The sequence below is a fragment of the Mesorhizobium sp. M0208 genome, assembly GCF_040322015.1.
Taxonomy (GTDB): domain Bacteria; phylum Pseudomonadota; class Alphaproteobacteria; order Rhizobiales; family Rhizobiaceae; genus Mesorhizobium.
In genome coordinates, this window is the sequence record NZ_JAMYSP010000002.1 from 246395 (window position 1) to 265018 (window position 18624).

Annotated in this window: 17 protein-coding genes; 7 read left to right on the plus strand and 10 right to left on the minus strand. The window is 62.8% G+C overall.

The window, feature by feature from the left end; all coding sequences use genetic code 11:
- Positions 1-119: 119 nt before the first annotated feature.
- The 4 genes from NKJ17_RS03220 to NKJ17_RS03235 form a co-directional block, all read right to left on the minus strand.
- The gene (locus tag NKJ17_RS03220; protein WP_352506920.1) at positions 120-647 is read right to left on the minus strand and encodes a hypothetical protein; all 528 of its coding nucleotides are present in this window, start codon (positions 645-647) and stop codon (positions 120-122) included.
- 162 nt (positions 648-809) lie between these two features.
- A complete protein-coding gene (locus NKJ17_RS03225) occupies positions 810-1337 on the minus strand; it encodes a hypothetical protein (RefSeq protein ID WP_352506921.1) in 528 nt (175 codons plus the stop codon).
- 334 nt (positions 1338-1671) lie between these two features.
- Positions 1672-2070 carry a hypothetical protein gene (locus NKJ17_RS03230; protein WP_352506922.1) on the minus strand — a complete coding sequence of 133 codons (399 nt, stop codon included), beginning with the start codon at positions 2068-2070 and terminating at the stop codon, positions 1672-1674.
- Positions 2071-2079: 9 nt separating this feature from the next.
- Positions 2080-2379, minus strand: a complete 300-nt coding sequence (locus tag NKJ17_RS03235) for a DUF1330 domain-containing protein (RefSeq protein WP_023676391.1) — start codon at positions 2377-2379, stop codon at positions 2080-2082.
- Positions 2380-2529: 150 nt separating this feature from the next.
- On the opposite strand from NKJ17_RS03235, the gene NKJ17_RS03240 reads away from it, so the two are divergent.
- From NKJ17_RS03240 to NKJ17_RS03255, 4 genes are all read left to right on the plus strand, one after another.
- On the plus strand, positions 2530-2856 hold the full coding sequence (locus tag NKJ17_RS03240) for a GYD domain-containing protein (RefSeq protein WP_023676390.1): 327 nt from the start codon (positions 2530-2532) through the stop codon (positions 2854-2856).
- Positions 2857-2968: 112 nt separating this feature from the next.
- On the plus strand, positions 2969-3097 hold the full coding sequence (locus NKJ17_RS03245) for a hypothetical protein (protein WP_352506923.1): 129 nt from the start codon (positions 2969-2971) through the stop codon (positions 3095-3097).
- Positions 3098-3223 carry a hypothetical protein gene (locus tag NKJ17_RS03250; RefSeq protein WP_352506924.1) on the plus strand — a complete coding sequence of 42 codons (126 nt, stop codon included), beginning with the start codon at positions 3098-3100 and terminating at the stop codon, positions 3221-3223.
- Positions 3224-3561: 338 nt separating this feature from the next.
- On the plus strand, positions 3562-4179 hold the full coding sequence (locus NKJ17_RS03255) for a L,D-transpeptidase (protein WP_352506997.1): 618 nt from the start codon (positions 3562-3564) through the stop codon (positions 4177-4179).
- Positions 4180-4289: 110 nt separating this feature from the next.
- On the opposite strand, the gene NKJ17_RS03260 is transcribed toward NKJ17_RS03255, so the two are convergent.
- From NKJ17_RS03260 to NKJ17_RS03280, 5 genes are all read right to left on the minus strand, one after another.
- The gene (locus NKJ17_RS03260; RefSeq protein WP_023676386.1) at positions 4290-4859 is read right to left on the minus strand and encodes a NifU family protein; all 570 of its coding nucleotides are present in this window, start codon (positions 4857-4859) and stop codon (positions 4290-4292) included.
- 278 nt (positions 4860-5137) lie between these two features.
- Positions 5138-5629 (minus strand): universal stress protein, encoded by a 492-nt coding sequence (locus tag NKJ17_RS03265; protein WP_023717912.1) that lies wholly within the window; start codon positions 5627-5629, stop codon positions 5138-5140.
- Between the two features lie 183 nt (positions 5630-5812).
- A complete protein-coding gene (gene trpS, locus NKJ17_RS03270; protein ID WP_352506925.1) occupies positions 5813-6889 on the minus strand; it encodes a tryptophan--tRNA ligase in 1077 nt (358 codons plus the stop codon).
- Between the two features lie 280 nt (positions 6890-7169).
- Positions 7170-8768, minus strand: a complete 1599-nt coding sequence (gene murJ / locus NKJ17_RS03275) for a murein biosynthesis integral membrane protein MurJ (RefSeq protein ID WP_352506926.1) — start codon at positions 8766-8768, stop codon at positions 7170-7172.
- Positions 8769-8814: 46 nt separating this feature from the next.
- Entirely contained in the window at positions 8815-11613 is a 2799-nt protein-coding gene (locus tag NKJ17_RS03280; RefSeq protein ID WP_352506927.1) for a [protein-PII] uridylyltransferase, read from the minus strand.
- Between the two features lie 228 nt (positions 11614-11841).
- Here NKJ17_RS03280 and NKJ17_RS03285 point away from each other — a divergent pair, with 228 nt between their 5' ends.
- From NKJ17_RS03285 to NKJ17_RS03295, 3 genes are all read left to right on the plus strand, one after another.
- Entirely contained in the window at positions 11842-14346 is a 2505-nt protein-coding gene (locus tag NKJ17_RS03285; RefSeq protein ID WP_352686935.1) for a heavy metal translocating P-type ATPase, read from the plus strand.
- A gap of 42 nt (positions 14347-14388) precedes the next feature.
- Positions 14389-14775, plus strand: coding sequence for a CopM family metallochaperone (gene copM, locus NKJ17_RS03290; protein WP_352455040.1), 387 nt, complete (start codon positions 14389-14391; stop codon positions 14773-14775).
- Between the two features lie 109 nt (positions 14776-14884).
- Positions 14885-15730, plus strand: coding sequence for an aldo/keto reductase (locus NKJ17_RS03295; protein ID WP_352686938.1), 846 nt, complete (start codon positions 14885-14887; stop codon positions 15728-15730).
- 85 nt (positions 15731-15815) lie between these two features.
- Here the strand turns inward: NKJ17_RS03295 and mutS are convergent, their stop codons facing one another.
- The gene (gene mutS / locus NKJ17_RS03300) at positions 15816-18464 is read right to left on the minus strand and encodes a DNA mismatch repair protein MutS (RefSeq protein WP_352506998.1); all 2649 of its coding nucleotides are present in this window, start codon (positions 18462-18464) and stop codon (positions 15816-15818) included.
- Between the last annotated feature and the right edge of the window lie 160 nt (positions 18465-18624).

The following is an 18624-nucleotide window of genomic DNA, read 5'->3' on the forward strand; positions in this document are numbered from 1 at the left end:
AATAGGACTATTGTCCCAATTATATACTTAGAGAGCACGGGAATATGTCCTATGATTCGAGTCGACAGGCCGGCACCGATCCGAAAGCGCAGATAGAGGTAATTCTCAGGGACGCGGAGCTAGAAGGGGAAATCTTCGCGGACACCGCGCAGCGTGTCCTCAATCTCTTCTTCGCTGAGAATGCCAAGGTGCCTAATCGTGAAGACCATCATCGCCAATGCTAGATGGCCGCATTTGCCGGTGGTTTCTCGGATAGTATCCATCGTAATCTCCCTACTTTCTAGGAACTCCATTGCGGGGCGTTCAAAGCGGGAGAGATTCAACGGCTGATCATAAAGTGTGCCACCAATCATTGAAGCGGTCCCATGGATGCACCAGTTTCTATCGTCCACGATTCGGAAGGCTGCGTTGGCTAGTTCCCCCGCTCGTGCGATAGCGCTCGCCAGCTCGGGAGTGGCCTTCACTGCCTTATGGAAGAATTTGATTTTTGCTCGGGCATTGAGCGGTAGGAGGGCAGCCAGAGAACTAGCGCCTTTCTCGTAAAATAGGATAGAAAGACAGTGGTCGAGCGCGTGTTCGGCGGCCGCCCAATTGATGGCTAGCTTGCCGATGGCGCGTTCAAAATCTTCTCGCTGGATAGGTTCCAATTAAAGAATCACCTGGTAATCGTGGTGGCGACAAAGCCGACGATACACGCTTCAACGAAATCGTGAAGCGGATGCTCGAGACACCGCCGAAGCCGCGCGGAAAGACAGGTATCGTGGCAAAGCCAGATAAGAAAAGCCCGCCGAGCGGCGGGCCAACAAGAATTAAGCGTAAAGACGCTCTCGTTCCTTCTCTCGTTCCTTCTCATGCACCGCCTCGTGGCTTTCCTCAAGGCGAGCGTTTGTTTGCCGAAGGATCAGCGCCTCTAGGGCGACTTCCGGCGTCACTTGGCCGCGCTCGAATAACCAAAAGGCCACATCTGTCCAATCCCAGAGCGGATTCTGAGTGGTTACTCTAGCTACAGGCAAGGGAAAGTCCTCGCCGCGTTGCCCCTTGGAATACAAACTGACAGCTGCTCTTGTAAGCATTGCCCGTTCGGCTATCTCGGAAAGACTGACCAAATAGTCAGGCTCAACCCGTTCGACTGTGGCACCCGTGGACTTCACCGCATCAATGACGGAATCAACGGCAGAACTCAAATCTTCTGCCTCGCGGGCGAACTGAAGGATGATTGCGCCACGCGCCACAGCTATTGTAGCGTCATCGCATCCAGCTTCGAAGAAACGGTCTTCGAAGTGCTCATCCTCATGATCGAGGCCAGAGGCTACAATCGTGAATTCAAACTTCTTCATTTTTGCCTCCTTCTTTTTCGTGGGCACATTTTTTACCGTGCCCTATCAGTTGATTTGCGTGGTCTTCGGGAACCCTGGGTGTGGACCAAACCGAGACTTGGCATCCCGACCGGTCGTGCTGGGGGCATAGCATGCGCCCCCAGGCATGAGCGCTTTTCCCGGTCGCTCGATAGGACCATCCAAGAGATTCCAAATGAGAGATCGCGGCCTCAATCTCCTTGTTTGGGTGCTTGGGACGCCTGCTCATGCCAGCGCCCCCAAAATGGGACAGCTGTTAACGGTTGTCAACACTATAGGTTCCGATTCGTGAATTTAGGGTGAACGGGCGTTGGGGTCAGTCCGCTAAAAACGGCTGTCCTTGGCCCGTAAAATTACTGAAGCCGGTGAGGTATTCGCGTGTCCAAGATAGCAGTTCCAATTCCTGAATCACGTCCCCCTCAGTGTTGTCCCGGAGCTCATAATATGCCCGGCGAAGCCGTTCTAAAAAACGCTCTTCAAAGGATGGATCTGATTCATTTAGAGTTTGAACGATGCAAGCGGCAAGGATTGCCGTGCCCCTCTTTGCCCGATGTAGATCAGTTGTTTGGCCGGCCATAAGAATCCCTCCTGCTGAAGTAACGGTAGAGACTACTTCTTTTTTCGTAAATGCAGGAGTCGTTTTGCCTTCATCGCGAAAGTCGGCCTCATGGATGATAATCAGATCCAGTTGAATTGGCGATTGTCCGGCTGACAAACCCGGCCCTCAGCTAACCGGCATCATGCCCTCCAGGGCAATGATTCTCGTCTTTGCGCAGCGTTCGCGGATGGTTTTGAGGCGGCCGTATTCTGGAGAGTCGTACCATGCCAGGAGGGACGCCATGTCCGGGAATTCGACAATGACGAGGCGATGAGGTTCCCAATCGCCCTCCAGAACTTTGGTGGCTCCGCCGCGAGCGATATACCTCCCCCCATAGCGGGCTTCGGTTGCCGGCACGTCCCGGCGGTATTCCTCGAAAACGGCGGCGTCGGTTATGTCGACATCAGCAATGAGATATGCGGCCATTGACCTTACTCCCTGAAAAAAACATTGAAACAGGTCTATTAGCGGCCCCGCAACTAAGCCAGCGGTACTACGCCTCGGAAACGACTCGCGTTCTCCCGGATTGGGGCGCTTAACTGTCTTGGTGGGGGCAGCTCTGGGAGGAGACGAACCATGCCGATGTATCTCACGCGATTCAGCTACAGGCCCGAAACCTGGGCGCGCTTGATGGATAATCCCGAGGATAGACGCGAGGCTGCCCGTTCCTATATCGAGTCGGTCGGCGGAAAGCTGCACGGGTTCTGGTATGCCTTCGGAGAGTACGACGGCTGGAACCTATGGGAGGCGCCGGACAACGTGTCGATGGCATCCGTCATGCTCGCCATCGGTGCGGGAGGCGCGCTCAGCTCGTACCAGACCACCGTGCTGTTAAGTGTCGAAGAGACGATGGACGCTCTTGGGAAAGCCAAGTCGATCCGGTATCGCCCACCGGGATCGTGACCGCCGCCCGCGCTTTGCGGAGTGTCGAAGGCTGGGGAACGCTTGCTCTCGGACGGCGCACGTTGCAGCTTGCGCTTTCAATGTCTGCCACGGATTTTAGGAGGAGCATTAGATGACGGAAGATGACGACCGGAAATCGGCGACGCCGGAGGAAATCCGCTCGGCCATCGGAGGCTGGGCGGTGCTTGGGGCAATTATCGTTGCCGTGTTTGGTGCGGCCTACGTCATGATCGATAGTTGAATGGCCAACGATCCTGGTCGCCCCGATGGATTGCCTGAAAAGATCGGCACGGTCCTTGGTGCATTGGTGGTGATCGGCACGTTCGGGCTTCTGGCTTGGGCCGTGCTTCGCGGCGTCCTTTATTAAACCCGGCCTGTCTGGACTTTCCCCTGCGGCGGCCGCGTCTCAGGCCGATCTCCTCGTAGCAACGGATGGTCTTGGCCGCAGGCCAGAGCGCCGGGCAGCGTCACCGACATTCATGGGTGATTTCTTCGTCTCCTGGTCCTTGTTCCTGGCCCATTGATTTTGCAACATAATCCTGCGGGGGCTGTTGCCGAAATGCCATAGTCGCAGGTTTACCAGCACGCAAGCGCAAGGATATAGGCATCGCCCGCTTGGCAAGCAAAGCAAATGCCAGCATGAATGAAGATGAAAAAAGCGGCCGACTCGAGCCGCTGTTGTTTGGGCAGGCATCGGACCTTTTCATGCGCATGAAGTCACTTGCAATCGTCGCGGCCCTGGCGCTGTCGACGGCTGTCGCCGGTTGCAGCACCATCGGCTCGCAGATCTTCACCAACAACTACGGCGCGGTGACCGACGCCGGCTATCACCTGCCGCGCGTTCCGATCGAAAAGGTGCCGTTCAAATACCGCCGGCAGATCGTCGACTACGACACCAGGGAAAAGCCGGGCACCATTATCGTCGATACGCAGAACAAGTTCCTCTTTTTCGTCATGGGCGACGGCGAAGCGATGCGCTACGGCATCGGCGTCGGCCGTGAGGGTTTCGAATGGCACGGCACCGCCCATATCGCGCTGAAGCGCGAATGGCCGACCTGGACACCGCCTTCGCAGATGATCAAGCGCCAGCCGGAGTTGGCCAAGTTTGCCGGTGGCATGGAGCCGGGGTTGAAGAACCCGCTCGGCGCGCGCGCCATGTACCTGTTCAACAAGGGCGGCGACATGGGTTATCGCCTGCATGGCAGCCCGGAATGGAATTCGATCGGCAAGGCGATGTCGTCGGGCTGCATCCGGCTGATGAACCAGGACATTATCGACCTCTACGACCGCACCTCGGTCGGCGCCAAGGTCATTGTGATATAAAACCCTTATACGCGGACCGTCTAGGCAACAACACAGACGTCGCAAACAGAAAACCGGGCACTTTGGCCCGGTTTTTTGTTGTCTATCGACGTTGACGATGGAACGGTGCGTCAGGAGACCTGTTCGACGTGCTGCACTTCCGGCACAAAGTGCCGGAGCAGGTTCTGGATGCCGTGCTTCAGCGTCGCCGTCGACGACGGACAGCCGGCGCAGGCGCCCTTCATGTGCAGGAACACGGTGCCGTTCTCAAAGCCGCGGAAGGTGATGTCGCCGCCATCCTGGGCCACCGCTGGGCGCACCCGCGTGTCGAGCAGCTCCTTGATGGTGACGACCAACTCCTCGTCGGCCTTGTCGTAGAATTCGCCGGTCTGGCTGGTCTCGGCGGCGGGGCCGGCCTTGGCCATCACCGGGGCGCCGGACATGAAATGCTCCATGATGGCGCCGAGGATAGCCGGCTTCAGATGCTGCCAGTCGGGGCCGTCCTTGGTCACGGTGATGAAATCATAGCCGAAGAAGACGCCGGTGACGCCGGGGATTTCGAACAGCCGGCCGGCGAGCGGCGAAGCCGTCGCGGCGCTATCGGCATCGCGGAAATCGGCGGTGCCTTCTTGCAGCACTTCCTTGCCGGGCAGGAATTTCAGCGTCGCCGGGTTTGGCGTCGACTCGGTCTGGATGAACATGGCCGTCTCCGTGCCCATTTCGGGCAACTAGTTTGGAATAGTTCTAATTAGGCTTTATCCGCCCGACATTCAAGCGAAAGGCATCGCGGGGAACGGCTGGCTGGCGGAATGTTTTGCTAGCGCCCTGAAACGCCTGGAGATGTGTTGAGATTCAGGTCAGGCCGAGCCGAAAATGGTGGGTTCCGAGAACCGGAGCGGAGCGTACTTTTGGTACGTGAGCACCGGAAGCGCAGGAAGCCGCCAATTGCAGGCCGGCCTCACCTGAATATCAGCGCATCTCAGGCGAGGCTGTCGATCTCTTCGTCCGACAGGTTCTGCGGCACCACCGTGACGGGAATCGGAAAGGCGGCGCCCTTGCCGGCGACCGCGCCGACCAGCGGCCCCGGCCCCTCCTTGCCGGCGCCTGCCGCCAGCACCAGGATGGCGATGTCCTGGTCTTCCTCGATCAGCTTGTGAATCTCTTCGGTCGGCTTGCCTTCGCGCACCACCAGTTCCGGCTCGATGCCGAGCTTCTGGCGCACCTTGTTGGCATAGCTGTCGAGTGCGGCACGCGCCGTGGCGGTCGCCTCCTCGCGCATGATCTTCTCGACGCCCAGCCAGTGCTGGAAATCATCCGGCTCGATGACATAGAGCAGCACCAGCACGCCGCCTGTGCTTTGCGCCCGCTTCGAGGCATAGGCGACGGCGCGCTCGCATTCCGGCGTGTCGTCGATGATCGCCAGGAACTTACGGCGATGACCGGCTTCGCGGCTGAGGCGTTTGGAGACCATATTCACCCTGTTCGATGGTTTCGGTCGCAATCTGCCACCGCCACAGCCCGCCCGCAAGCGACAGGCGGCGGTGGCGATATTGGTGCGGCTTGAAGCGCGTCGCGTTCGACCAGCGACGCGCTTCAGGTTCTTGTTTTATGCATGTCGTTATCGCAAACCGCTACACACTTTGCGCGACATGCATCAGCCTTGCAGCAGGCCGATAATGTCGCGCACGGTCTTCATGGTCGCTTCGGCCAATGTGCCGGCACGCTCGCCGCCATCCCGCAGCACCGCGTCGACATAGGCGCGGTCGCCGGAGATGCGGCGCATCTCACCGGCGATCGGCGCCAGCTTTTCCACGGCGAGATCGGCAAGCGCCGGCTTGAACACCGAAAACTGCTGGCCGCCGAACTCTTGCAGCACCGCCTCTTTCGATATTTCGGCGAGGCCGGCATAGATGCCGACGAGGTTCTCCGCTTCCGGCCGGCCGGCAAGGCCGTCCAGTTCGCCGGGCAAAGCCTCCGGGTCGGTCTTGGCCTTGCGGATCTTCTTCGAGATGGCGTCGGCATCGTCAGTCAGGTTGATGCGCGACAGGTCCGACGGATCGGATTTCGACATCTTCTTCGAACCGTCGCGCAGCGACATGATGCGCGCCGCCGGGCCGCCGATGACCGGCTCGGTCAGCGGGAAATAGCCGTTCACCGTCTCTTCGCCGACCTGCATCTCGACGCCGACGCCAAGCGCTGCGATGCGGTCCGAAAAGTCGTTGTTGAATTTCTGCGCGATGTCGCGGGTCAGCTCCAGATGCTGCTTCTGGTCGTCGCCGACCGGCACGTGGGTGGCGCGGTAGACGAGGATGTCGGCGGCCATCAGGGAGGGATAGGCGAGCAGGCCGAGCGAGGCGTTCTCGCGGTCCTTGCCGGCCTTGTCCTTGAACTGCGTCATCCTGTTCATCCAGCCGATGCGCGCCACGCAGTTGAAGATCCAGGCAAGCTCGGCGTGCTGCATCACCCGCGACTGGTTGAAGACGATGTGCTTGGTCGGGTCGATGCCGGAGGCGAGAAACGCCGCGGTGATCGACCGCGTCTGGTCCTGCAGATCCTGATGGACGAGCTGTGCGGTCAGCGAATGCAGGTCGACGACGCAGTAGATGCAATCGGAGGTGTCCTGCAGGGCGACGAATTTCTTGATGGCGCCGAGATAATTGCCGAGATGCAGATTGCCGGTTGGCTGGACGCCGGAAAAGACGAGCTGTTTGAAGGCGGGCTGATCGGTCATGGTGTTTCCCTGGCTTGTGGAGGGCCGTTTCGCGCGCGGCGAAAGTCTTGCGACGGCGCGCTTATGGACGAGAGCGAGGAGACGATCAAGAGGGGCGTTGGCCAGGGCGCGCAGGCTTTGACGTCGGCCGAACAGACGGCTGTTTGAGGGATGGCGCCGACCAGAATAAAAACCCGCCTCGGTGGGCGGGTCGTTGGAGCCAATTAGCACCATACCGAGATTAGTAGCATAGCTGCCGGCACAAAGCAAGAACAAAATTGGCGCTGATGAATTTTCCCCCTCACGGATCCGGAGAGTGCTCCTTGACCGGCTGGGACGCCTTCCGCCCGATATTGCGGCGGATCATGCCGAAATCGGCGCCGCCGGTGGCGAAGGCGGTGACGAAGTAAAGCAGCGCGCCGCCGGCGACGAGCGCAAGCAAGATTACCGCCTTGATCACCAGCGGCGAGCCGGAGCCGAGACTTGCGGCGAACCAGTGTTCGGCAAAATAGAGCGCCGCGGCCATCACCGCCGCCGACAGCACCAGCCGCGGGATGCGTTTCATGAGCGGCACGTCGCGGCCCCAATGGCCGCGCCGGATCAGCACGGCGAGCAGCATCGCCGCATTGACCCAGCCGGCGACGGCGGAGGCAACGGCAATGCCGGGCGCGCCCATGATCGGAAACAGCGTCAGCGCCGTCGTAATGTTAACCGCCACCGAGATGGCGGCAAAAATCATCGGCGTGCGCGTGTCCTCGCGGGCGAAATAGCCTGGGGTGAACGCCTTGATCAGCACGAAGGCCGGCAGGCCGAGGCCGAAGATCGCCAGGATTGCCGCGACCGTCGGCGTCGAATTGTTGGCGGCGAAGGCGCCGCGCTCATAGACCAGCCGCACGATCGGCTCGGACATGACCAGCAGCGCGGCCGCCGCCGGCAACGTCATGAACAGAGTGAACTCGACCGAGCGGTTCTGCAGATTGGCGGCCTCGACCAGATTGCCCGATTTCAGCGCCCGCGACAGTTCCGGCAGAAGCACGATGGCGACGGCGACGCCGACGACGCCCAACGGCAGCTGGTAAACGCGGTCGGCATAGGCCAGCGACGACACCGCGCTGTCCTGCGCCGACGCGATCGCCGTGCCGATCAGCTGATTGATCTGGGTGATGCCGCCGGTGATAGCCGCCGGCAGCGCCAGGATCAGCAGCCGCTTGACGTTCGGCGTCATCTTCGGCCGGCGGAAGCCGATCGAGATGCCGGCATGGCGCACCGCCGCCCAGACGATCGCCAGTTGCACCAGGCCGGCCGCCAGCACACCCCAGGCCAGGCCGAAACCAACGGTGCGGGCGTCCGAACCCTTGTACCAGGCATAGGCGAGCACGGCGATGAGGATGACGTTGAGGAACACCGGCGCCACCGCGGCGGCGAAATAGCGGCGCAGCGAATTCAGCATGCCGGCCATCATGGCGCCGAGCGACATGCAGATCAGGTAGGGGAACATCACGGTCGCCAGTGCCACCGTCGTTTCGAATTTTCCCGGCGTGTCGGCAAAGCCCGGCGCCACCAGGTAGCGCACGATCAGCGGCATCGCCAGTTCCATGGCGATGGTCAGCGCCAGAAGCGCGGTGAACAAGACGCCGAACACCTCTTCGGAAAAGCGCTTGGCGCCGTCGGTGCCGTGCGTCTCGATCTCCTTGGCGAACAGCGGCACGAAGGCGGCGTTGAAGGCGCCTTCGGCGAACAGCCGGCGAAAGGTGTTGGGGAACTGGAAGGCGGCGTTGAAGGCGTCGGCGATCGGCCCGGTGCCGAGTGCGGCGGCCATCAGCATCTCGCGGCCGAAGCCGAGGGCGCGGCTCATCAGCGTGCCGGAAGCGACCGTGGCGAATTTCTTGACAAGGCTCATGCGCTTGAAGACTGCCTGTGGGATTGGGGCAAATGGAAGGTAACAGTCACTCGGCGGCCGTTTTGGTCTTGCCGCGCTCGGACGCCGTGCCCTCGAGCACCGCGATCAGCCTGTTGCGGATGGTCGCCGTACGCGACGGGCTGTCGATCTTCTGGCCGGTGAGATCGGTGACGTAGAACGTGTCGATGACCTTTTCGCCGAAGGTGGTGATGTGGGCCGAGGCGATGTCGAGCGACAGGTCCGACAACATGCCGGTGATCTCCGACAGAAGGCCCGGCCTATCCAGCCCCTCGACCTCGATCACCGAGAACCGGTTCGACAGCGTGTTGCGGATCTCGGCGCGTGGCGGGATGCGGAAAACCTTGGCGCCGCGCCGCGGCTTGGTGCGCTTCTCGATCATTTCAGGCAGCCAGCTCTTGCCCGACAGCACGTCCTCGATCAGCCGGCCGACGCGCTCGGCGCGGCGGCGCTCGTCCTCGTCGCGGTCGAACTCCCTCGAGATCAGGATGGTGTCGAGCGCGCGGCCATCCGAGGTGGTGAAGATCTGCGCGTCGACGATGTTGCCGCCGGCCGCGGCACAGGCGCCGGCAATCACCGAGAGCAGGCGCGGATGGTCCTGCGCCAGCACGGTGATCTCGGTCACCGCCTCGAACTGGTGGGTTTTCACCATGGTGGCGAGCTTCTTGCCGGCATGGTCGGCTTCGCGGATGAATTCGGCATGGCGGAGCTGGTCGGGAAGATCGACCGCCAGCAGATAGTTCTCGTAGTGCTGGCCGACATAACGCTTGCGGGCCTTTTCCGGCCAGTCGGCAAGCGCCTCGGCCAGTTGTTCGCGCGCCGCCGCCGTCCGTTTGGCGCGCGACACCTCCGAAAACCCGCCGGTCAACAAAAGCTCGGTCTCGTAGTAGAGCGTGCGCAGCAACTGGCCCTTCCAGCCATTCCAGACACCAGGCCCGACGCCACGGATATCGCAGACGGTAAGCACTAAAAGCATCTTCAGCCGTTCGACCGACTGCACTATGGCGGCAAAGTCCTCGATCGTCTTGCGGTCGTTGAGATCGCGGGTCTGCGCCGTCATCGACATGACGAGGTGGTTCTCGACCAGCCAGGCAACCGTTTCGGTGTCGGCCGGCGAGAGCCCCATATGCGGGCAGATGCGCCGGGCGATCCTGGCGCCGGCTTGCGAATGGTCCTCCGGCCTGCCTTTGGCGATGTCGTGCAGCAGCACTGCGACATAGAGCGCCTCGCGGCTCTTCTTCAGCCCCGGCATCAGCGAGTGGGAGAGCGGATGGATCTTTTCGCCGTCGCCGCGTTCGATCTCGGCCAGCACGCCGATGCAGCGGATCAAATGCTCGTCCACCGTGTAGTGGTGGTACATCGAGAATTGCATCATGGCGACGATCTTGCCGAAGTCCGGGATTAGCTTGGCAAGCAGTCCGGCCTCGTTCATGCGCCGCAAGTTGAGCTCGGCGTTGCGGTCCGAGGTCAAGATGTCGAGGAACAGCCGGTTGGCCTCCTCGTCGCGCCTGAGCGCCTTGCCGACGAGGCCGAGCGAACGGGTGAGAAGCTTCAGCGCATCGGGGTGGAATTCCAGGCCGTGCCTGTCGGCAAACCAGAACAGCCTGAGCAGGTTGACCGGATCGCGCTCGAACACCTCGTCGTCGGCAATGTTGATGCGGTGGTTGTCGACGATGAAGTCGGCCGTGCCGGCGAGCTTGCGTTTGCGCCGCGAGAAGGTGAGGAAAATGCGGTTGAAGCCCGGCACATGCTTGGCCTGCTCCTCCTCGAGCGCGGCGCAGAAAATGCGGGTCAGGTCACCGACGTCCTTGGCGACGAGGAAGTAGTGCTTCATGAAGCGCTCGACCGCCGACAGGCCGGGATGGGTGGTGTAGCCGAGCCGCTCGGCAATGTCGCGCTGGATGTCGAAATGCAGCCGCTCCTCGGCCTTGCCGGTGAGGAAATGCATGTGGCAGCGCACCGCCCACAGGAAGTCCTCGGCCTTCTGGAATTCCCTGTATTCGGCGTCGGTGAAGACACCCTTTTCGACCAGTTCCTCGCCGGTGCGCACCCGGTAGAAATATTTGCCGATCCAGAACAGCGTCTGCAGGTCGCGCAGGCCGCCCTTGCCGTCCTTGACGTTGGGTTCGACCAGATAGCGGCTCTCGCCGGCCTTGGCGTGGCGCTCGTCGCGTTCGGCGAGCTTGGCCTGAACATATTCGGGCCCGGTAGTGCGCACCACTTCGTGGTCGAAGCGCTGCAAAAGCTCGTCATAGAGTTTTTGCTCGCCCCATAGGAAACGCGCTTCCAGGATCGAGGTGCGGATGGTGACGTCGGTGCGCGACAGTCTGAGGCATTCGTCGATGTTGCGCGTGGCGTGGCCGACCTTCAGCCCCAGATCCCACAGCATGTAGAGCATGTATTCGACAATCTGCTCGCCCCACGGCGTCTGCTTGTAGGGCAGCAGGAACAGGAGATCGATGTCGGAGCCCGGCGCCAGCGTGCCGCGGCCGTAGCCGCCGACGGCGACGACCGCCATGCGCTCGGCGGATGACGGGTTTTTCACGCGATAGACGTGGGTGGCGGCGAAATCGTAGAGCGCGCGGATGATCTCGTCCATCAGATGCGACAGCCGGGCGGCGCAGGCGGTGCCGCTGCCGTCGTCCATCAGCATGCGTTCGGCGACCGTGCGGCCGTCGGCGAGCCGGCTTTTGAGGAGCTTGAGAACACCGCTGCGCGCGGCCTTGCCCGAACCGTCGCCTGCCGTGGCCGCGGTCACTTCGGTCATCTCGCGACGCAAGGCCTCGCCGTCGACCAATTCCTCGAGCTTCAGTGATATTCTTGCCATGGATGCCGTTCGGCCTCGCCGTTTCGGCGGCGTCTATAGCGCGTTTTCGCGGCGCTGGGTATGGGGCTGACGGACGCGTTCTCCGCAGGGGTGGAACAGGACGATCGTCTCGTGCCCGCAGCCGGTTCGGCTTGGGATTGGCCGCGAAAAATCGAAAATCGGCCCTTGACCTTCCAGTTACTGGAAGCACTACCTCCGCCGCAACATCGAAATACAGGGGCTTTCGGCATGACGCATTCCGACCACCATCATCACGCCCATGGCAGCTGTTGCTCGGCAAAAGGCGCCACCTCTGCTGCGGACGCCGTCGCCCGCGATCCGGTCTGCGGCATGACCCTCGATCCGGCTGCCGGCAAGCCGACCGCCGAGCATGGCGGCCATCGCTATCATTTCTGCAGCGAAAGCTGCCGCTCGAAATTCATCGCCGAGCCGGAAAAATACCTGACGGCCAACGATCCCGTCTGCGGCATGAGCGTCGACCGCGCCACGGCCAGGCACTTTTTGCGGCACGCGGGCCAGGGTTTCTATTTCTGCTCCGCCGCTTGCCAGGCGAAATTCGAGGCCGAGCCGGCAAAGTATCTCGGCGACAGGCCGGCGCCGCAGGCGATGCCGAAAGGTACGCAATACACCTGCCCGATGCACCCGGAAATCATCCGCGACAAGCCCGGCTCCTGCCCGATCTGCGGCATGGCGCTAGAGCCGATGGGGGTGCCTACCGGCGACGAGGGACCGAACCCCGAACTGGTCGACTTCACCAGGCGTTTCTGGGTGAGCGCAGTGCTGTCCGTGCCGTTGCTGGTCATCGCCATGGCACCGATGCTCGGCCTGACGTTCCAGGCTTTCATCCACGACGGTGCGAAGGTCGGGCTGGAACTGGCGCTGGCCAGTCCCGTGGTGCTGTGGGCGGCATTCCCGTTCTTCCACCGCGGCTGGGATTCGATCCTGAACCGCAGCCCCAATATGTGGACGCTGATTTCGCTCGGCGTCGGTGCCGCCTATCTCTACAGCGTCGTCGCCACCCTGTTTCCGGGCCTCTTTCCGCACCAGTTCCGCGGCCATGACGGCACCGTGCCGGTCTATTTCGAGGCGGCGGCGGTGATCGTCGCGCTGGTATTCCTCGGCCAGGTGCTGGAATTGCGTGCCCGCGAGAAAACCGGGTCGGCGATCCGTGCGCTGCTCGACCTGGCGCCGAAGACGGCGCGGCTGATCGGCGCGGACGGTTCCGAAAACGACGTGCCGCTCGATACGATCAAGGCCGGCGACCGCTTGCGCATCCGCCCCGGCGATGCCGTGCCGGTCGACGGCATTGTGCTCGAAGGACGCTCCTCCATCGACGAATCGATGATCACGGGCGAGCCGCTGCCGGTCGAAAAGACCGAAGGCGACAACCTCACCGGCGGCACGCTCAACAAGAACGGCTCCCTGGTCATGCGCGCCGAAAAGATCGGCGCCGAGACGACGCTGGCACGCATCGTCGAGCTGGTCGCCAAGGCGCAGCGTTCACGCGCACCGATCCAGGGGCTGGCCGACCGCGTGTCGTTCTACTTCGTCCCGGCTGTCGTTCTGGTCGCGATCATTGCGTTCGTCGCCTGGGCGGTCATCGGACCGCAACCCAGCCTGGTCTTTGCCGTCGTCGCGGCGGTCTCGGTGCTGATCATTGCCTGTCCGTGCGCACTGGGCCTCGCGACACCAATGTCGATCATGACCGCCACCGGGCGCGGCGCGCATGCCGGCGTGCTGATCAAGGAAGCGGCGGCGCTCGAACGTTTTGCCTCGGTCGACACGCTGATCGTCGACAAGACGGGAACGCTGACGGAAGGCCGGCCGCGACTGACCGACGTCGTCGCCGTCGAAGGCATGGCACAAGACGATCTGCTGGCGCTCGCCGCCGGGCTGGAAAAAGGCTCGGAGCATCCGCTGGCCGAGGCTATCGTCGACGGCGCCCACGAACGCTACGTGAAGGTCCCCGACGCGAGCGGCTTCGAGGCCGTCACCGGCAAGGGCGTTTCGGGCACGGTCTCGGGACAGAAGGTGGCGCTCGGCAACGCCGCGATGATGGCCGATCTCGGCATCGACACGGCATCGGTCCTGGCCAGTGCCGAGGCGCTGCAGGCCGATGGCAAGACCGCGATGTTCGTCGCTGTCGCAGGCAAGCTCGCCGGCCTCGTTGCCGTCGCCGATCCGATCAAGGCGACGACCGCCGAGGCGATCAAGGCGCTGCATGACAGCGGGCTGAAGATCGTCATGGCGACCGGCGACAATGAGCGCACCGCCAAGGCCATCGCCGCCAAGCTCGGCATCGACGCGGTGCGTGCCGGGCTTTTGCCCGAACAGAAGAACGCGCTGGTCGAGGAATTGCGTGCCGGCGGTGCGGGCGTCGCCATGGCCGGCGATGGCGTCAACGATGCGCCCGCACTTGCCGCCGCCGATGTCGGCATCGCGATGGGCACAGGCGCCGATGTTGCGGTCGAAAGCGCGGGAATAACGCTGGTCAAGGGCGATCTCAACGGCATCGTCAGGGCCAGGACGCTGGCCCGCGCGACGATCCGCAACATCCGCCAGAACCTGTTTTTCGCTTTCCTCTACAATGTGCTTGGCGTGCCGGTCGCTGCCGGCGTGCTCTATCCGCTCACCGGCACGCTGTTGTCGCCGATGCTCGCGGCGGCGGCGATGAGCCTGTCTTCGGTTTCGGTCATCGCCAACGCATTGCGGCTCAGGACGTTGAAACTCTGAGTAAAACTTCCAGATAGACCCTGTTCAAAAAGGAGACGATGAATGACCTTGGCCAAGAAGATCGTGCTGCTGATGATGGCGGCGGGAATGCTGCTTGCTGTTTTCCTCGAAAGCGTTCCGGCACAAGCCGAGGAGATGAAGCACGACATGGGCGCAATGGGCGCGCAGAGCCCCTCGACCGAGGGCTACAAGGCGGCGATGGACAAGATGCATACCGACATGATGGCAATCGAATATTCCGGCAATGCCGATGTCGATTTCGCCCGCGGCATGATCCCGCATCACCAGGCGGCCATCGATATGGCCAAGATCGAGCTCGCCAATGGCAAGGATCCGGAAATCCGCAAGCTGGCGGAAGCAGTGATCGCCGCGCAGCAAGCCGAGATCAAGCAGATGCAAGACTGGCTCGCCGCCCATCCGGTGAAGTAGGCGTCACGCTGTCGGGGAATCCTGGCGAGAGGCTTCACCTGGATTTCTGCTTCACCTGGATTTCCCTTGGCGGCTATGGTGCTATCCGGGCCTCGGACTGGAGCATGCCATGGCATCGACGATAAGAACGACCACCCTGCCCTGCGGCGAAGCCGTGCCGGTGCTCGGCCAGGGCACCTGGAAGATGGGCGAGGACGGCCGCCGCCGCGCCGACGAGGCCAATGCCCTGAAGCTAGGGCTGGATCTCGGCATGACGCTGATCGACACCGCCGAAATGTATGCCAGCGGCGGTGCCGAGCAGGTGGGGGCCGAGGCCATCGCCGGGCACCGCGACGAGGTTTTCCTGGTCTCCAAAGTGCTGCCGTCCAATGCCTCGCGCGCCGGCGTGAAACGGGCCTGCGAGAACAGCCTGAGGCATCTCGCCACCGACCGCATCGATCTCTATCTCTTGCATTGGCCGGGCAGCGTTCCTTTGATGGAGACGGTAGAGGCGTTCGAAGCGTTGAAGGCGGCCGGCAAGATCCGCCATTGGGGCGTCAGCAATTTCGATACCGATGAGATGGAAGAGCTGGTTCGGTTGCCGGCCGGCGGCAACGTCCAGACCAATCAGGTGCTCTACAATCTGTCGCAGCGCGGCGTCGAGTTCGACCTTGCCCCGTGGAGCCGGCAACGCGGCATGCCGCTGATGGCCTATTCGCCGGTCGATCAGGGGGTATTGGCGCGGAACGCCAGGTTAGATGCCATCGCCGCCCGCCACGGTGCGACGCCGGCGCAGATCGCACTTGCATGGGTGATGGCGCAGCAGGGCGTGATCGCCATTCCGAAGGCCAGTCGCCCGGAGCATATCCGGCAGAATGCCGCGGCGTTGGACATCGAGCTCACGAGCGAAGATTTCGCCGAAATTGACCGCGCCTTCCCACCGCCGAGGCGGAAGTCGGGCTTGGCGATGATTTGAGGGTGAAGCTGCCAATCTCCCCCCTGGTGGGTCCCTCGAGGGGGAGATTGGCGGTTTCGCCGACGCCGCTCCGATTGCAGAAGCCCTACTTCGCCAGCATCCCCTTCAATCTGTACAGCGCCTCCAGCGCCTCCCTTGGCGTCATCTCGTCGGGATTGATCTCCGCTAGCGCCAAACCCAGCCCATCACTCTTCGCCGGCTTCGACGCTTCCCGCTGCGCCGCCACAGAAAACAGCGGCAGGTCGTCGACCAGACGGTTGGCCTTGCCCGAGACCTCGCCGGCTTCGAGCTGGTGCAGCACTTCTTTGGCCCGGCCGACGACGGCTTCCGGCAGGCCGGCCAGCCGCGCCACCTGGACGCCGTAGGAACGGTCGGCCGCACCCTTGCCGACCTCGTGCAGGAAGACCACGTCGCCTTCCCATTCCTTGACCCGCATGGTGACGTTGTGGAGCCGTGTAAGTTTCCCGGCCAGCGCCGTCATTTCGTGGAAATGCGTGGCGAAGATCGCCCGGCAGCGGTTCTTCTCGTGCAGATATTCGACCGCCGCCCAGGCAATCGACAGGCCGTCGAAAGTGGCGGTGCCGCGGCCGATCTCGTCGAGGATGACCAGTGCGCGCTCGCCTGCCTGGTTGAGGATCGCCGCCGTCTCGACCATCTCGACCATGAAAGTCGAGCGGCCGCGCGCCAGGTCGTCGGAGGCGCCGACCCGCGAAAACAACCGATCGACGACGCCGATATGGGCTGATGCCGCGGGCACGAAGGAACCGGTCTGGGCAAGGATGGCGATCAGCGCGTTTTGCCTGAGGAAGGTCGACTTGCCGCCCATATTGGGGCCGGTCAGCAGCCAGATCGCGCCGGTCTTGGCATCGCCTTGCGGCGACAGATCGCAATCATTGGCGACGAACGGGCCTTCGCCGGAACGCCGCAGCGCCTGTTCGACCACCGGGTGGCGTCCGCCCGAAATCTCGAAGGCAAGGCTCGCATCGACCAACGGCCGGCACCAGGCCTCGCTCTCGGAAAGCAAGGCAAGTGCGGCCGAAACGTCGAGCACGGCGAGCGCTTCGGCGCCGGCACGGATCCTGTCGGCGTGGCCGACCACTTGCGCCGTCAGCGCCTCGAAAGCGGCAAGCTCGATCGCCAGCGCCCGGTCGGCCGCATTGGCGATCTTGGTTTCCAGCTCGGCGAGTTCGGTGGTGGTGAAGCGCATGGCGTTGGCCATGGTCTGGCGATGGATGAAGCGCGCCCTGGCGCCGTCGCTGCCGGTCATCAGCGCATGATGATTGGCGATGACTTCGATATAATAGCCCAGCACATTGTTGTGCCTGATCTTCAGCGAGCGGATGCCGGTCTCGTCGATCAGCGAGCGCTCCAGCCCGGCGATCACTTTTCGCGACTCGTCGCGCAACGCCCGCATCTCGTCGAGTTCGGCGTGGTAGCCGCCGCGGACGAAGCCGCCGTCGCGCTTGAGCAACGGCAGCTCGTCGCTCAGCGCCTGCGCCAGATGCGCCGCCAGTTCATTGGGCAGCGTCTTGATAGCTCCCAACGCCGCGGCCAGTTCGCCCGGCAAGGCGATCTGGCCGAACAGTTCGGCGATGGCGCCGGCCGCTTCGAAACCGGCGCGCAGCGCGCCGAGGTCGCGCGGGCCGCCGCGGTTGAGCGCCAGCCTGGACAGCGCGCGCGGCATGTCGGCAACGCTCTTCAGGCTTGCCCGCACCGCCTGGCAAAGGCGCGTCTCGGAGCGGAAGAACGACACCGAGTCCAGCCTTGCAGCGATTGCCGCCGGATCGGTCAGCGGCGCCATCAGCCGGTCGGCGAGCAGCCTTGCACCGCCGCCGGTCACCGTGCGGTCGATCGCCTTGAACAGCGATCCGTCGCGGCTGCCGGACAGCGTGCGCAGCAGTTCCAGGTTGGCGCGCGTCGCCGGGTCGATGAACAGCGTCGAGCCCTGCTCCTCGCGCTCCGGCCGCGACAGCGGCGGCCGCTCGGCTTTCTGCGTCTTTTCGACATAGGCGATGACGCCTGAGATCGCCGACAGCTCGGCGCGCGAAAACGAGCCGAAACTGTCAGGGGTCGCCACCTCGAAGAAGCGCGCGATGCGGCCGGCGGCCGAAGCCGAATCGAACAGCGACGGCGGCTGCGGGCTGGCGACACGGCCGAGCACGTCGAAGACCGGTTTCAGCTCCGGGTCGTAAAACACCGGCTCGGCGACGATCAGCTCGCGCGGGTCGACGCGGAAGACATCGGCGAGCAGCCGGTCGGCGGTGGTCTCGGCGACGCGGAAGACACCGGTCGAGATCTCGATCCAGGCCAAGGCAAAGGAATGCTCGGCCCCGCCCTTGACCCGTCCCAGCGCCATCAGAAAACTCGATTCCGACGGCGCCAGCAATTTGTCTTCGGTGATGGTGCCGGGCGTTACCAGCCGCACCACGTCGCGGCGCACCACCGATTTGCCGCCGCGCTTCCTGGCCTCCGTCGGATCCTCGATCTGCTCGCAGACGGCGACGCGGAACCCCTGGCCGATCAGCTTCTGCAGATAATCGTCGGCGGCATGCACCGGCACGCCGCACATCGGGATGTCGAGCCCCTGGTGCTTGCCGCGCTTAGTCAGCACGATGCCGAGCGCCCGGCTTGCTTTCTCGGCGTCGTCGAAGAACAGCTCGTAGAAATCGCCCATGCGGTAGAACAGCAGCGAATCCGGGTTCGCCGCCTTGATCTCGATATACTGCTCCATCATCGGCGTCGCCGGCGCGAAGGCCGGCGTGGCATTGTCGCTTCGAATGGGCGTCTCGTCGTTCAAGAAGCTGCTTCCAAAATTTTCCAGGCCATGCTTGGCGGTTTACAGCGGCGAAGTGTAGCCTTAATCCCGAACCTTCCACAAAAGAAAGCATGCGCAC